At 59.5% G+C, this 15,254-nt stretch carries 10 protein-coding genes; 5 read left to right on the forward strand and 5 right to left on the reverse strand.

All coding sequences use genetic code 11. The features are described 5' to 3' along the window. Window positions 1-39: 39 nt before the first annotated feature. From NIBR502773_RS30330 to NIBR502773_RS30350, 5 genes are all read right to left on the reverse strand, one after another. Complete coding sequence (locus NIBR502773_RS30330; RefSeq protein WP_027605876.1) at window positions 40-417, reverse strand: response regulator; 378 nt, start codon at window positions 415-417, stop codon at window positions 40-42. A 78-nt stretch (window positions 418-495) separates the two neighbouring features. Continuing rightward, a complete protein-coding gene (locus NIBR502773_RS30335) occupies window positions 496-1,689 on the reverse strand; it encodes a hybrid sensor histidine kinase/response regulator (RefSeq protein ID WP_065927516.1) in 1,194 nt (397 codons plus the stop codon). Continuing rightward, window positions 1,683-2,282 (reverse strand): chemotaxis protein CheB, encoded by a 600-nt coding sequence (locus NIBR502773_RS30340; RefSeq protein ID WP_141157775.1) that lies wholly within the window; start codon window positions 2,280-2,282, stop codon window positions 1,683-1,685. The genes NIBR502773_RS30335 and NIBR502773_RS30340 overlap by 7 nt, the downstream gene beginning before the upstream one ends. Then, window positions 2,279-3,109 carry a protein-glutamate O-methyltransferase CheR gene (locus tag NIBR502773_RS30345; protein ID WP_174562736.1) on the reverse strand — a complete coding sequence of 277 codons (831 nt, stop codon included), beginning with the start codon at window positions 3,107-3,109 and terminating at the stop codon, window positions 2,279-2,281. The genes NIBR502773_RS30340 and NIBR502773_RS30345 overlap by 4 nt, the downstream gene beginning before the upstream one ends. Continuing rightward, entirely contained in the window at window positions 3,110-6,607 is a 3,498-nt protein-coding gene (locus NIBR502773_RS30350) for a response regulator (protein WP_141157776.1), read from the reverse strand. Window positions 6,608-6,837: 230 nt separating this feature from the next. Here NIBR502773_RS30350 and NIBR502773_RS30355 point away from each other — a divergent pair, with 230 nt between their 5' ends. The 5 genes from NIBR502773_RS30355 (at window position 6,838) to NIBR502773_RS30375 (ending at window position 15,252) form a co-directional block, all read left to right on the forward strand. After that, window positions 6,838-10,389, forward strand: a complete 3,552-nt coding sequence (locus tag NIBR502773_RS30355) for a hypothetical protein (RefSeq protein WP_141157777.1) — start codon at window positions 6,838-6,840, stop codon at window positions 10,387-10,389. A gap of 240 nt (window positions 10,390-10,629) precedes the next feature. Next, window positions 10,630-10,995, forward strand: coding sequence for a response regulator (locus NIBR502773_RS30360; protein WP_115487304.1), 366 nt, complete (start codon window positions 10,630-10,632; stop codon window positions 10,993-10,995). A 197-nt stretch (window positions 10,996-11,192) separates the two neighbouring features. Next, window positions 11,193-12,593, forward strand: coding sequence for a DUF1254 domain-containing protein (locus NIBR502773_RS30365; RefSeq protein WP_115487303.1), 1,401 nt, complete (start codon window positions 11,193-11,195; stop codon window positions 12,591-12,593). Window positions 12,594-12,724: 131 nt separating this feature from the next. Continuing rightward, a complete protein-coding gene (locus NIBR502773_RS30370; protein WP_141157778.1) occupies window positions 12,725-14,272 on the forward strand; it encodes a J domain-containing protein in 1,548 nt (515 codons plus the stop codon). Then, the gene (locus NIBR502773_RS30375; RefSeq protein WP_141157779.1) at window positions 14,269-15,252 is read left to right on the forward strand and encodes a DUF3829 domain-containing protein; all 984 of its coding nucleotides are present in this window, start codon (window positions 14,269-14,271) and stop codon (window positions 15,250-15,252) included. The genes NIBR502773_RS30370 and NIBR502773_RS30375 overlap by 4 nt, the downstream gene beginning before the upstream one ends. The last annotated feature ends 2 nt before the right edge of the window (window positions 15,253-15,254 follow it).

Raw genomic sequence — 15,254 nt, forward strand, 5'->3', positions numbered from 1 at the left:
GTTGGGTAATGGAATAGCTGGTAAAGCCCGTGAACATAATCAGGCCAACAACCGCTGTATATGCTCTTGCAACGTATCCAGATCAAATGGCTTGGCCAGGATCGGCGCATTGCGCGTGATCGGGCTGTTGCAGTCGAGAATCTCCTGCGGGTAACCGCTGATAAAGATGACTTTGAGTTCCGGGCGCAACTTGATCGCCGGCTCGGCGATCTGCACGCCGGAAATCCCACCGGGCAAACGGTAGTCGGTGACCATCAGGTCCAGATGCGGCTTGGTGGCGAGGATTTCAAAGGCCTGCTCCCCGTTGATCGCCTTCAATACCCGATACCCCAGGCCGGCCAGGTACTCACCCAGCACAAACATAATGGATTCGTCGTCCTCGACGATCAGTACGACATCTTGTGCATCTTCACTCATGGGAAGCCTTTGTCCGGTCAATTGCTGCAATTACGACCATGGGGTCACGTAGAGGTTGCGTCGGGGTGACGATTGATTTCATGCCGACGGTTCAAGGGGCAGGCACACCCGGAACAAGGCGCCCTCGCCTATCTGGCTCTCGACCTCGATGGTGCCGCCATGGGCGGCCACGATCTGCTCGGAAATAAACAACCCAAGGCCCAGTCCCGCGGCAACCTGGCTGGCTGACACCCGTTCGAACTGCTGGAAAATACGCTTCTGGTTCTCTTCGCTGATGCCGATCCCGTGGTCACGCACTTCTACCCTGGCTTCGCCATGCTCGGTATACACGCGCACCTCCACCGGGCTCTTGGCCCCGTAGCGCAGGGCGTTGGTCAGCAGGTTGGTGACCACCTGTTCGATACGAAACTCATCCCAATTGCCCACCACCGGCCCCTCGGCCGCGAGGTGCATCGACGATTCGGCGGCAGCCACCTGCGGTGCGAAATTCTCCACCAGGTTGCTCACCAATTGCGCCAGGTCGAAGCGCCCCGGGCGTATCGACAGTTTGCCGGTGCGGATACGCGAGACGTCGAGCATGTCTTCGATCAGGCGGATCAGGCTCTGGATCTGGCGCTCATCGCGGTCGACCATGGCGTGCATCTTGTCCAGGGTGAACGCGGCGGCGTTATCCCGGGCCAGGTGCATCTTGCGCAGCTGGGTTTCGAGAATCAGGCCGTTAAGGGGCGTACGCACCTCGTGGGCGACGATCGACATGAAGTCGTCGCGCATGCGCACCGCCTGCTCCAGCTCGGCCTGGGTAGCCTGCAGGCGCGTGAGCAACAGCTCCTGCTCGCGGCGGCTGCGCTCCAGGGCTTCGACTTGCTGCTTCATCGCCTTGCTCTGGCGGTACAGGTCGACAAACACATTGACCTTGCTCTTGACCGCGTGGATATCCAGCGGCTTGTGCAGGAAGTCCACGGCGCCACTTTCATAGCCCTTGAACGCATAATTGAGTTCACGGCCGGCGGCGCTGACGAACACAATCGGAATGTTTTTGGTTTTCTCGGTGCCGCGCATCAGCTCGGCCAGTTCGAACCCGTTCATGCCGGGCATCTGCACATCGAGAATCGCCATGGCGAACTCGTGCTCCAGCAACAGGGACAAGGCTTCATCGGCGCTCAATGCCTTGAAGACCTGACGGTCCTCGCGCTTGATCAACGCTTCGAGGGCCAGCAGGTTTTCCGGCAGATCGTCGACGATCAGCAGTTTGGCCTGGACAGTACTTAACATGGGGAGGATTCCAGGGAAGCCAGCAATGCGGCAATGCGGCTCAGGGTCAGAATATGGTCAGGGGTGTGCAGGGCCAGGGCCGCCCGCGGCATCACGGCAATCCGCGCTTCGCTGGGGTCCTGGACCACCGTGGTGCCGCCCGAATGCTTGACATGGGCCAGCCCGTGGGCGCCGTCCTGGTTGGCCCCCGTCAACAAAATCGCCAGCAGGCCCTTGCCATAGGCATCGGCGGCGGAGGCAAACAGGTAGTCGATCGCCGGCCGGGAATGGTGTACCCGCTCTTCCTGGCTGAGGGACAGGCTGCGGTCATGCTCGACCGAAAGGTGATAACCAGGCCCGGCGAAATACAACGTGCCCGCCTGGATCGCTTCCTTGTCCTGCCCTTCCCTTACCGGAATCGGGAGGCGTCGCGCAAAGACTTCCGCCAGTTGGCTGCGGCGCTCATCCGGCAGGTGCAATACGGCAATGATCGGCAGGCCGAAGGTGTCGGGCAGTTCGCTGAAAATACTCAGCAACGCCTCGACGCCGCCGGCGGAGGCGCCGACGACGATGGCTTCAATCCCGCGAATCGGGTTGGCGGCAACGTCGTTCATGATTTGCGGTAGATCCGTTCCTGCTTGACCAAGGGTTCGAATTGCTTGCTGTAGGCGGAAAAGTCCAGGGTTTCCTTACTGCCCAGGACCAGGAAGCCGCGATGGCACAGCGACTCGTGAAACAACCCAAACGCTCGATCCTGCAATTTTTTATTGAAGTAAATCAGTACGTTACGACATGAAATTAATTGAGTTTCTGAGAATACACTATCGGTCGCCAGGCTGTGGTCGGCAAACGTCACATTCTCACGCAGCGATTTGTCGAAGATCGCGTAATCGTAAGCCGCCGTGTAGTAGTCGGCAAATGAACGCTGCCCCCCGGCCTGCTGATAATTGGCGGTGTAGGCCCGCACGTTCTCCAGGGAGAAGATGCCTTGCTTGGCTTTATCCAGGGACGCGGGGTTGATATCGGTGGCATAGATGATCGTACGTTCCAGCAGCCCTTCCTCACGCAGCAGGATGGCCATGGAGTACACCTCCTCCCCTGTGCTGCAGCCGGCAATCCAGATCTTGATCGACGGGTAGGTCTTGAGCAGCGGCACCACTTCCTGACGGATCGCCAGGAAGTGCGACGGATCGCGAAACATCTCGCTCACCGGGATCGTCAGGAACTGCAGCAACTGCATGAACGCCGCCGGGTCGTGCAGCACCCGCTCCTGCAGCGCTGAAATCGTGGCGCAGTCAAACTGGCGCAAGGCATGGGCCACGCGGCGTTTGACCGACGCACCGGAGTAATCGCGAAAGTCGTAGCTGTACTTGAGGTAAATCGCCTCGATCAACAGGCGCAGCTCAATATCGCTGCTCTTCTCCAAAAAACGTTGCTCCACTTAAATGCGTTCCATCTTCGGTAGCCACACGCGAATCAGCGAGAACAGGCGATCCAGGTCGATCGGCTTGGCCAGGTAATCGTTGGAACCCGCCGCGAGGCAGCGCTCCTGGTCGTCTTTCATGGCCTTGGCCGTCACCGCGATGATCGGCAGTTTCTTCCAGCGCGGGTCCTGGCGGATCAAGGCGGTGGCCTCGTAGCCGTCCATCTCCGGCATCATCACGTCCATCAGCACCAGGTCGATATCGTCGACTTCATTGAGTCTCTCGATGGCTTCGCGGCCGTTACGCCCGATCACCACCACGGCACCTTTGTGTTCCAGGGCGCTGGTCAGGGCGAAGATGTTACGCACATCGTCGTCCACCAACAGGATCTTGCGCCCCTCGAAGACCTTGTCGCGGCTGCGGGCGGTCTTGAGCATCTTCTGGCGGTCATGGGACAGCTGGGATTCGACTTTGTGCAGAAAGAGTGTGACTTCGTCGAGCAGGCGCTCTGGCGAACGGGCGCCCTTGATGATGATCGAGCGCGAATACTTGCGCAGTTCGGCCTCTTCATCGCGGGTCAGGTTGCGCCCGGTGTAGACGATTACCGGCGGGAACGAGCAGATATCTTCGGTGGCCATGCGCTTGAGCAACTCGTTGCCCAGCATGTCCGGCAGCTTGAGGTCGATGATCATGCAGTCATAGACGTTGGTGCGCAGCAGCTCCAGGGCCGCCTGGGCATAGCCGACATCGGTGATCTCGATGTCATCGTCGCCGATCAGGCGGGCAATGCTGTCGCGCTGCAGGTCATCGTCCTCCACCAGCAATACGCGCTTGACCTTCTGGGTCAGCTTGGCCTCAAGGCGCGCAAACACGTCCTTGAGCTCTTCGCGCGTCGTCGGTTTTACCGCATAGCCGATGGCGCCCATGTGCATGGCGGCTTCGACGCGGTCTTCCACGGAAATCACGTGCACCGGGATATGGCGTGTGTTGGCATGCTCCTTGAGACGTTGCAACACAGTCAGCCCGGAATGGTCCGGCAGGCGCATGTCAAGCAGGATTGCATCGGGAATGTACTCCTCGGCCAGGCTGTAGCCCTCGTCCGCGCCATGGGCCACCAGGCACTGGTAACCCAGCTCATGGGCCAGGTCGAACAGGATGCGGGCGAAGTTCGGTTCGTCCTCCACCACCAGGATGCAGCGGGTGGTGAACGGCGCTTTATCGCGGTCATCGGCGAAGCGCGGGATCTGCTTGGCGTCGGCCACCGGCAGCGGCGAAATTGCGATGGGCGTGGGTGCGGGCGCTGTCACCACCTGGCGCGGTTGCTCGATCGGCGCGGCATCTTCCTCGCGTTCGACATACTGCTCCGGCAGCACCAGGGTGAAGGTACTGCCTTTGCCAGGCTCACTGGTCACGCTGATATAGCCGCCCAGCAACGCGGCCAGGTCACGGGAAATCGACAGGCCCAGGCCCGTGCCGCCGTAACGGCGGTTGGTGGTGCCATCGGCCTGGCGGAACGCCTCGAAGATGCTTTCCTGCTGGTCCGGGGCAATCCCGATGCCCGAATCGCGCACGGTAAAGGCGATGCCTTCCCCCGGCGCGCGGGACACCGACAGGCTGACCTCGCCTTGCTCGGTGAACTTGATCGCGTTGGAGAGCAGGTTCTTGAGGATCTGTTCCAGGCGCTGGCGGTCGGTGAACAGCATGATCGGTGCATCGGCCTGCACCTGTACCTGGAAGCCCAGCTTACGGTCGGCGGCCAACGGCTCGAACATCCCGCGCAGGCCATCGACCAGGCGTGTGACGCTTGAGTTTTCCGGGCGCACTTCCAGCTTGCCGGCTTCCACCTTGGAAATATCCAGGATGTCGTTGATCAGGTTGAGCAGATCATTACCCGCCGAATAGATCGACTCGGCAAACTTGACCTGTTCGGCGCTGAGGTTTTCCTGGGGGTTTTCCGCCAGCAACTTGGCCAGGATCAACGAACTGTTCAGCGGCGTGCGCAGTTCGTGGGACATGTTGGCGAGGAATTCGGACTTGTACTTGCTGGAGCGCTGCAATTCATCGGCGCGATCTTCCAGCTCCAGCTGGGCCTGGTTGAGTTCGACGTTCTTGCGGTCCATGGCGTCGCGCTGCTCAGCCAGGGTCTGGGTCTGTTCGGCCAGTTGCTCGTTGGTCTGCTCCAGCTCGGCCTGCTGGGTTTCCAGGTGAGCCTGGGACTCCTTGAGAATGCGCGACTGTTCTTCGAGTTCTTCGTTGGCGGTCTTGAGTTCTTCCTGCTGTACCTGCAGTTCTTCGTTCAGTTGCTGGGTTTCGGCCAGCACTTCCTGCAGGCGTTGGCGATAACGGGCGGCTTCGATGGAGGTGCCGATGTTGCCGGCGATCAGCTCCAGCAGTTCGACGTCGCGCTCCTCCAGCGGGCGCAAAAAGCCCAGTTCGATCACACCGTTGACGCGGTCGTCATCGCTGGTGGGAACCACCAGCACGCTGCGGGTCGAGCCTTCGCCCAGGCCGGAGCTGACCTTGAAGTAGTCCACCGGCACGTCGTCCAGACGAATCAGGCGATCGAGCTGGGCGGCCTGCCCGACGATGCCCTCATCGCTGTAGATCGACTGCTCCAGTTGCTCCTGCTCGCGGGAGAAGCCATAGGTGGCCACACGCTTGAGGCCGCCGTGCTCTTCGCGGACATACAGCGCCGCCACCGCCGAGCCCATGTATTGGGCAAAGAACTGCAGGATATTGCGTCCCAACATGTTCAGGGTGAGTTGGCCGAGCACCTGTTCGGCCAGTTCGGTCTGCCCGTTACGCAGCCATGCCTGCCGCTCCAGGCGCTGCGCGATCTTCTGTTGCGACGCGAGGTTTGCACTATAACTATCTGATAGAGAGAGTAAATTTTTCCTGCCGATATAGGCCAGGATCCCGCTCAGGCCGAGAACGAACAACAGATAGAGGGTGACGCTGATCACTGTGGTGCGCGTGACTTGTTCATTGCGAGTGATCCGGAACTGCTGCTCCATCGCCACCGCGTCTTCGTATTCCTTGCGAATTTCGTCGGTCAGGCGCTTGCCCCGGCCGGACTTGACGGCGTTGCGGTAGTCACCGCTTTCGCGCTGCAGGTCGATCATCGACTGGGCGTATTTGTTCCATTCGGCTTGCAGGGCTTCAAGGCGTTTCAGGCGGTCCACCTGTTGCGGGTTGTCCGCCACCAGCTCCTGCAAGTTACGCAGGTCGGCAATGATGCGCGGCTTGGCCACTTCGTACGGGTCGAGGAAGTGCTCATCCCCGGTGATCAGGAAACCACGCATGCCGGTTTCAAGATCGACGGTCAGCTTGGACGACTCGTTGAGGTTGTTGATGACCCGGTCCGTGTGTTCCACCCACTGGATCACCGAGAGCAAATAGGTGATCAGACAGACGAAAAACACCGCGCTGAGCACGCCCACACCCAGGGGCAATGCCACGTTTCGGCTGAGCAGTGTACGAAAGCTCTTTTCATCGACGGACGACGCGGGAGTCATGGGCATGCCTTGGCCAAATAGGGAAAAACCGGGAGTTTGCCCCAAAGTGCCGGTAGAGGGCTACGTTTCTGACGCGGATTAAGGTTTAAACACATGAACACCCCAAACTTGCCAGTGCCGATGCCCGACATTTATGGAACCAATGCTGGAGGAACACTTTGGTGCGTCCCCAACACTCAACGGAGGTCTGAATCAGGTCCAGGGAGGACCAACAACCAAAGGTAATGAAGATGGCATCCTCATTGAGCCTCCAGCCACGGCCCCAGGTTATAGATCACTCCATCGCATCGACGCCTGCTCAGTCGCAGGCCACCCCTGGTAACACCCTGTCCATACACAGCGACCCAACTTCCACACCTGCACGGCGCTCCTCGGATGAGTCGCTGCCTCTTTCACCAAAAGCACGCGCACAGGCAAACGCACAGAACTGGAAAAACCTCGCGCACCAGCTCACCGAGGCGACGAAGAGCCTGGGAGAGGACGCGACTCCAGCAGCCGTGTTGTCACATTTGAAAACCACTCAAACAGTCATTGATCCACACTCGGCCTTTCACCCGTCCGGCGCGCCGGGCAGCGACTCCACTGTCAACCTGGAAAGCTTTATCAAGCACCATGATTTACCTATCCCTGAAACCCGAGCCGACCTGGTTCACTTGGCAGATGCCGCGAACGCCCGCGCCCTGGAACCGCCGCTGGGTGATCTCGGCGGGGGATTATCCTGGCCTCTTCCCCTGACCCAGGAACAACGCCGCAAGATACGGGTCATCGTCGAGTCCAGCATCCTGCGCCGCAATATCCAGGCAGAGCCCTCATTAGCCCGGGCGGAGCTGGCCAAAGCGGCGCTGGGTGCGCTTATCAAGGCCAGCGCTCTTTCGGACGTCGAACTGCAAGACCCGACCCGGGCGCTGGACACCCTGCTCAAGTCCCCGATGGCCCAGACAATAGGGCAAGGGATCCAGGACGGGCTGAATGGTATCGCCACGCCAACCAGCATCAGCGATTACGTGTTGGCCGCCCTTCACATCGGTCTCGATCGTGAATCCGTCGGGTTGCCTGTCAGAAACTCAATCGCCGGCTTTGACTTGAGCCATCAAGACTATTGGGGCCTGCCACCGTCAGCCATCGTCAAGGGGCTCAGTGATCATCTGGTGGCTAAAGGCCGGGCTACGCCAGCCACGGCCAAGCTGGCCACCCACCTGTTGCTGTCGTACACAGCGCCCCAGTTCCTGGTCAAGGATATTCCCGATACGCTGGTGAACGGCAGCCAGGCCTGGGTGAGTTTCTGCCTTGCGGTGGCCAAGGTGGAATCAAGTGCGCCGGGTACCGCATCACAAATGAGCTACGGCCACGTCATGAGTGCCGCACAAGCCTTGAATGATCCTGCGGAACACACCATCACGGCCCTGTTGCTGGATTGGGGCGTGTCCAACGGGCTGGTTGCAAAGAAGGACGACGCCCTCTACACCCCTGAGGAAGTGGACAGCATCCGGACCGCGTTCAATGACCAGTTAAGTGCCAGAATCAAGGCCTCCCAATCAATCACTGCCGAGATTCCAAGTAGAAAAGCCATCGCCCTGGAAAGACTCAAGGAGCATTTTGGTGAGCGCACGGACTTTGAGTCGAAAAGTCTCTCAACCGTCACCGATGACAAAGCCAAGCAACTGGATGGCAAGCACTCGATGCTGGACATGGCCATGATGGGCATCAACGTCAACTGGAAAACCGACGACCCTGACCTCCCGATCGATGTGATCAATCAGCAACCCCGGCTCAACGTCAATGGGATATTTCTAGGGCAATACGAATCGGCAATCGAATCACTCAAAGATGGCATTGAGACCCAGGTAAAACACATGATTTCCGAGCTGCCACTGGAGGATCGGAAAAACCTGGAGTTCGGTAAAGTCGATTTATTTCAATACAACCAATACAAGATTGGCAGGGGTTTCATAAATCCGCCCACCTTCCAATCCAAGCTCAATGAATTGCTGGTAAGAACCGAAAGGCAGGTTGACGGAAAAACCGAGGTCAGTGTTTATGAGATCGATATCACGAACAAACGCATCGTCAAGCGACAGAGTGAGGCAGCCATCAAACGGGGTGAGTGGCGCGACGCGAATATATTGACCAAGGTAGAACAATTCAAACCTAAGCACCAGGTCCTGCTAGAACAGGAACAGCCACCGGAGGACCCTTCTCGTCCCCCACCGAGTTTCACCTCAGCCCGAACACACCACTTGGCAGACGCTTTTTTTGAGCACCTTGGTATCAGGAACCAATGGCAGCAAGCCAATGGAAGCACGACACTCGATCAGCAGAAAGAAGGTGATGAGCGAGTGAGGCAGTTTTTTCTCAACTTGATTCCCTTGAGATCGGCCATTGTCAACTTTCGCGACGGTGACTATGAAGCTGGGCTTATGGACCTTGGCCTGGATGCTCTAGGGCTGCTGACCATGGGGTACGGTGCTGCCGCAAAGGTCGCCAAGGTGGCTTCGTCCTCGGCGTCCGCTGCCGTAAAGGCATTGCAAGCGGGTCGCGTCATCGGCAGCAGCCTTATCAGCTCGCTCAACCCGCTGAGCGGAGTGAGGAGCGCGGCGACGGGAGCCGTCAAGCTGACCACGCGCGGCGCAAGATTTCTCGGCGATTCCGGGCAGGTGCTGATCAACAAGGTGCGTGGCGCATCGGGAAGCTATGACCTGTTGAAGGCGGCAAACAAGCAATATGGCCCGACGCTGATAGGGTCTTATAAGGTCGGAGAGCAAAGCGTCGAAGGCTTTGCCGTGTTGAAAAACGATCAGTGGTTCAGTTATGACCCTGTCCGGAACCTGCCCTATGGCCCGCCAATCGAGGATTTCTCCCCCCTGCGCGGCAGTCTGTTCGATAGCGTCGCGGATACGCACCTGACGAGTGTCGGAACGAATATCGCTAACGCGAGGACCTCCAACGCGCTTCCGAAATTCAACCACGGTTATCGAAGCGGTGCATTGGATGACCTGTCGGATTACGCTGGAGAGCGCAGTTTCGAGGCGTTGGTGGCGTTAGCGGCAAAACCTGGCAGGACACCGGAAGAAATGGGAATTCTGGCCAGGGAGTTGAAGGCCAGAAGAATTGAAGAGGGCGAGTATTTCACGGCGCTGCTTGCCAGCGACGTCGGGAATCCCGGGGTTTCCATCAATCGCTTTGCCCAGGCGGACTACCTCGGCCGTGTTGATTTGACCTCCAGGGGCGATTGCGCCGGGCTCTCGAATGCCATGGCGCTCGCCTTGCATCGAGGCGACGAAAAAATATTCCTCGACAATCTTCGCAAGGCCTCCACCACTAAATTGCCCTCTTCGCTGCATGACAAATTCAATCACGATATAAAAACACTGCAGTACGCCGTAAACACAAAGGACACCTTCCATATAAACGCCGCCCCTTCACTGATCAGTCATCAGTCCATCATCGACGACCTGAGCAAGTCCACGACGTCAAAATACCTGAGAATCAGCACGGAAGATCACGCCATGCTGGCAGGTGTCAGAGTCAAGGATGGCCAAAAAGAGTGGTTTTTCTTCGAACCCAATGGCGGGCTGGTCAGTTTTGACAACGTAGAGTCCATGCGCGAAGGCATCGAAAAAATCCTCAACAGCGGCGGTGTCAGCGCGACCTTGAAGCCTAAGGTTTCGCCGGCGGGCAAAAAGGAATTCCACGTGAGCGCTTTCCATCCCGATGACATCGTCACAGACAAGGTCGACAGTTTTGCGGTTTCAATGATGGTGTCCACGCCCTTGCCGTCCTGATGCATGGGATTGCCCCGGCCCCTGTCAGGGCTGGGGGCTTCTGAAAAAGCAAGGTGTTGAACGGCGCGCAGGAAGGTGCCACTGACAGCTCGCGGACCCTCGTGGTTAACGCGACATTTTCCTCCAATCCCGTCACAATGCCCGCGCCAACGGAACTTGCCGAGATTGACGCGACTCATTAGAGAATGGTCTTTCAACCGCTAAAGACCTGCACCTCCATTTTTTTCGGGAACCCTCATTATGTCCGCAGCCCCCTCCACCCTCCTTGTCGTCGAAGACGATGCCATCGTGCGCATGTTGATCGTTGATGTGCTCGAAGAGTTGGAGTTCCTGGTGCTTGAAGCTGCGGACGCTGAAGAAGCCTTGAAGATTGTCGAAAATGCCGCGCAGCACCTCGACCTGATGATGACCGACGTCGGCCTGCCGGATATGGACGGTAAGCAATTGGCAGCCAAGGTGCGTGAAGTGCGGCCCACCCTGCCGATCCTGTTTGCCAGCGGCTATGCCGAGAACATCGATGTACCTGCCGGCATGCAGGTGATCGCCAAGCCGTTCTCCATCGATCAATTGCGCGACAAAGTCAAATCGATGCTGCCTGCCGCCTGAGCCCCCTCTTTTACACAGTGCCGCCCATCAAGGCGGCTATTTGTGCGTCTTTACCCACAGGTTCAAGCCGCCGTACGGATCGGCATTGATGAGTTCGCATAATTCGCAGGGATTAACGTGACGTTCGGGAAATAAAACAGGAAACTCATCGCCTTTATTCCCCGTCAGTCAAACGCACTTTGGAAGGACGCGACAACATGATTGGAAAACCGACGCGCCTGCTGTTGGCGAGCCTCTCGATACTCATGAGTACCGGCGCCTGGGCCGATTTCACCGCCACCCCCAGCGAAGCCCGGGCCATCGCCAAGGAAGCCTACCTGTATGGCTACCCAGTGGTGGAGATGTACAAGACGCTCTACACCCAGGCCGTCGACAAGGGCGGCGCCAACTTCAAGGCGCCGTTCAACCATATCGGCAATACAGCTCAGGTGTTCACCCCCAAGGACACCGCGGTCGTCACCCCGAACCTGGACACGCCCTACTCCTTTGTCTGGCTGGACCTGCGCAGCGAGCCTCAGGTCCTGACACTGCCCAGGATCGAAGACAACCGTTATTACTCGGTGCAGTTGATCGATCTCTACACACAGAACATCGCCTACCTGGGCACCCGCAGCACCGGCAACAACGGCGGCCACTACATGATCGCCGGCCCTGACTGGAAAGGTCAGCAGCCGGTCAACGTGGACCGTGTGGTGTACAGCGAAAGCAACATCGCCTACGCCCTCTACCGTACGCAGTTGTTCGACGAGAAGGACCTGAACAAGGTCAAGCAGATCCAGAACGGCTACAAAGTGCAGTCACTGAGCAGCTACGTGAAGCAAGCCGCGCCGGCCAAGGCTCCGAAAGTGGAGTGGCCCAAGCCCATGGCGACCATGACCGAAGGCCCGCAACTGTTTCGCTACCTGAACTTCATGCTGGCCTTCGCCGCGCCCCAGGACAGCGAGAAAGACCTGCTGGCACGCTTCGCCAAGATCGGTATCGCCCCAGGCGCGCCCTTCAAGGTCAAGGCGTTGACCGCTGAACAGCGCAAGGCCCTGGAAGACGGTATCTCCGATGCCCGCGCCGAGTTTGCCGCGTTCAAAAAGGACAAGATCGACACCCATCAGGTCTCCAGTGCCGATTTGTACGGCAGCCGCGACCACCTGAACAACAACTACCTGTACCGCTACGCCGGTGCGGACATGGGGATTTTCGGTAACTCCGGCGATGAGGTCGCGTACCTGAACTACGTCATCGACAGCGAGGGCAAGCCTGCCAACGGCGCACGCCACAGCTACACCGTGCATTTCGCCAAGGACCAGTTGCCACCGGCCGATGCGTTCTGGTCGCTGACCATGTACGACGCCAAGACCAAGCAACTGGTGCCCAACCACAAGAAACGCTACCTGATCAACTCGCACATGCTGTCCGGCCTCAAGCGCGACGCCGATGGCGGCCTGACCCTGGCCCTGCAGCACCACGAGCCGCCAAAAGCCGAGCAGAGCAACTGGTTGCCTGCCCCTCCCGGGCCCTTCTACGCAACCCTGCGGATTTACCTGCCCACGCCTGAGGTGGGTAACGGCCAGTGGAAACTGCCGCCGTTGACGCCGCTCAAGTGACGACGCGTGCCCGGTCGCGACCGCGTCAGGCCAGGCCATTTCTGCTGTAAGCGCCAACCCGTGCTACCGCTGGTTTATCAACCCGTAAAACGGGTAACGTGCGCGCGATTGTCTATGGAGTTGCACTGCACATGACTTGCTGGCATGTCCTCGGCCTGGCCCCGGATGCCGATAGCCGCGCGATCAAGCGCCAATACGCCGCCCTGCTGAAGAAAACCCGACCGGATGATGATCCCGAGGGTTTCCAGCGCCTGCGCGAAGCCTATGAGGCCGCGCTGGAGTGGAGTCAGGGGCAGCAGGAAGCTGACGAAGTGGCCATCGACATCCTGGGCGACGGCCTTGCCGACCACTACCAGGCAGCCATGGCCCATGGCAATGCGTTGCACTTTGAAATCCAGCTGTTGTTACGCGACATCGAGGGGCATCTCAACCCCGAAGACACCCGCTGGGCCTTTGAAACCTTCAACTGGCTGACGGCCTGGCAGCGCCTGGAGTTGCCCGGTGAACTGATCGAAAGACTAGAGCGCAAGCACCGCGGCGCGTTGCAGCAACCCTTGCGCCAGGCCCTTGAGCAAAAGGACGAGGCCGCTTTCCTGGCTGCCTATGCCGCACGTTCCGAACATCCCTGGGTGAACAATCATCCCCATGCCGAGTGGTTCAACCAATGGCTGGCCCGCCTGCTTGCGCAGAGTCACTACTGGTCGAGCGCCGTGTTCGACGCGGTATGCGCCGGCCAGCACTGGCATGGCGGCGCCGGTCACGACTGCCCGGCGGGGGATTGGGCGCGGCTGTTGCAACGCCAGCAAGGCCCGGTCTTCATGGCACGTCAACGGGCACTGGCCGCCGAAGCGCCCAACAGCCCGCAACAACGTGCCGCCCGGCTGCTATTGGCTCCGATGAGCCTGGGTCAGCGCCGTGCCTTCGCCCAACGCTTCGATGAACATGACTGGAAAGCCTGCCAGGCACTCAGCGCAGATATCTACGCCGACCATGTGGCCGAAGCCGAAGCGATGCCCGGCGGTACCGTGTATTTCTGGCAAGGCTGGGACACGGCCATGGACACCTGGCCCTGGATTGTCGCACTGGTATTGAGCTGCCTGGTGGGCGTGCTGGTGAATGCCGAGCCCCTGGCCGGCAATGTGCTGCCGACCTTGGGCTACGGCCTGCTGTGGTCGTTGGGCGCCGTGATAGGTGCCGGATTGGCTTGGCAGGTCTGGCGCCCGCTGGCTCATCAGTACCGCGTGCTCGATGAACGACTCAGTGAGCACCTGCCGCGCTGGCTCAGCCCTACTCACCTGCCGTTGCTGCCGATACGGGATCTGCTGCCAGGGCTGGTCCTTGCCGCAGCGCTGGGTTACGCGTTCGGCCCGTTTGCCAGCCTGGCGCTGGCCGCGACGCTGGCGGTTATCGGGGTGATCAAGCGGCCCTTCATGAACAGCCACACCCCCTGGACCGCTCGCCACCCGCGCTGGACGGCCCTGGGCATAGTGCTGTTGGTCACCAGTGGGATTGTGCTGTACGCCGGCTTGAAGGTGCTCGACAACCAGCAACACGTGACCCGTAACCAGGGCCTGCAACAGTGGCCCGAACGCCTGTGCAGCCGCATGCCTCGCACCGCCCCCGACTGTCAGGCGCCCGCCACCCAGGCACAGTGGTATGGCCAGGAGGCCGCGCAATGAATCCGAAATGGTTGTTACCCATCAGCCTGGTATTGGGCCTGGGATTGCTCGGTGTGGCCGGCGCCACCAAACCCCTGCAACGCATGCAATTATGGCTCGACCAACGGGACAGCCCTTCCACCGCGACGGCCAGCGCACTGGCGCCGATCATTGACTGCGTGAACCGCATTGATCGCGATACGCGCCTGGCGTACTACCGTATGCGTTCGACACAGCCCGAAGCGCCCACCCAGGATAAGTTTGGCGACCGTGACGAGCCCGAGCCACGCCTTATCCAGGCGGCGGTCTGTTCGCAGCTGTACACACTCAAACTGGAGCGCCAGCAGCCCGGAAGCCACCTCGGTACTCTCGCCACGGTGTATGCCGACAAGCTGAATAAATTCACCTCGCTGGCGGACATGGTTGACCCGATACAAACCGAAGGTATGCCGTCGAACATGCGCCAGTTTGTGGCGCAGGCCATGAACAAGAGTCTGGAAGGGAAACTGGCTCAGCGGGGCGAAGAATACCTGCAGGCATCCGCCGAGTTACGCACCCAGTTGGAAAACGAAGACATCCATCTGCGTCCGGTACAACTGGCGCGAATCGAATCGCGCTTCGGCCGGGACCTGCATTGGCACCTGCTCAACCATATGATCGCGGCCCGCCAGGCGATGAACCGGATTGACCAGGGTGTCCGCGACGCCAGCCTGACGCCCCAGCAACTGCTCAGCTTGATCGAGACGCTGCAACAGGCCAGCGATGCCAGCAGGGACTTCCTGGTAAAAATGCCGCGCAGCAAACGTGAGGAGGAAGCCACTCACCTCTGGTACGCCACCCGCTCATCAGCCGACGCGTACCTCCAGGCGTTGCGCACCCTGCATCAGCACTGGCGGGAACATGCCTCGCCGCAGCAACTCAGTGACGACTACTACGTCATCACCCGTCGCTACGACGCCCTGCTCAGCTACTACAATAAACCCGCCAGGAATGCGTTCTAGTC

Source organism: Pseudomonas sp. NIBRBAC000502773 (assembly GCF_006517195.1).
GTDB classification, from domain to species: Bacteria; Pseudomonadota; Gammaproteobacteria; order Pseudomonadales; family Pseudomonadaceae; genus Aquipseudomonas; species Aquipseudomonas marginalis.